General features: G+C 42.2%; 1 protein-coding gene. It reads right to left on the bottom strand.

Features of this window, described 5'->3' with window-relative positions; all coding sequences use genetic code 11:
- The coding region (locus tag ACIR310F_RS26365) for a Calx-beta domain-containing protein (protein WP_196803243.1) at positions 1-306 on the bottom strand (306 nt) is incomplete at both ends.

Genomic DNA, 306 nt, shown 5'->3' with positions numbered 1-306 from the left:
ACCCGCAAGACCAGTGAGTCTGTTATTTCGACTATTGCCAGTGATGATGTTATTAGCATCGTTACCTGTACCATTAATGTTGTTAACACCAGTCAAAATTAGATTGGTTTTTGCTGCTGCTAAAGTAGCAGTAACACCAGAAGTAACAGTATCAGTGATAGTGACAGTGCTAGTAACAAAGGGGATAGTTGCACCAACAGGGTTAGTTAATGTGATGGTAAACTTCTCGTCAGCTTCAGCGATCGCATCAGCCCTAACAGGAATAGTAATAGTCTTGCTTGTCTGACCAGCCGCAAAAGTGAGAGT

Source organism: Dolichospermum circinale AWQC310F (assembly GCF_000426925.1).
Taxonomy (GTDB): Bacteria; Cyanobacteriota; Cyanobacteriia; order Cyanobacteriales; family Nostocaceae; genus Dolichospermum; species Dolichospermum circinale.
Note: the sequence above shows the minus strand (reverse complement) of the source record. Positions and strands in the feature narration are given on the sequence as shown.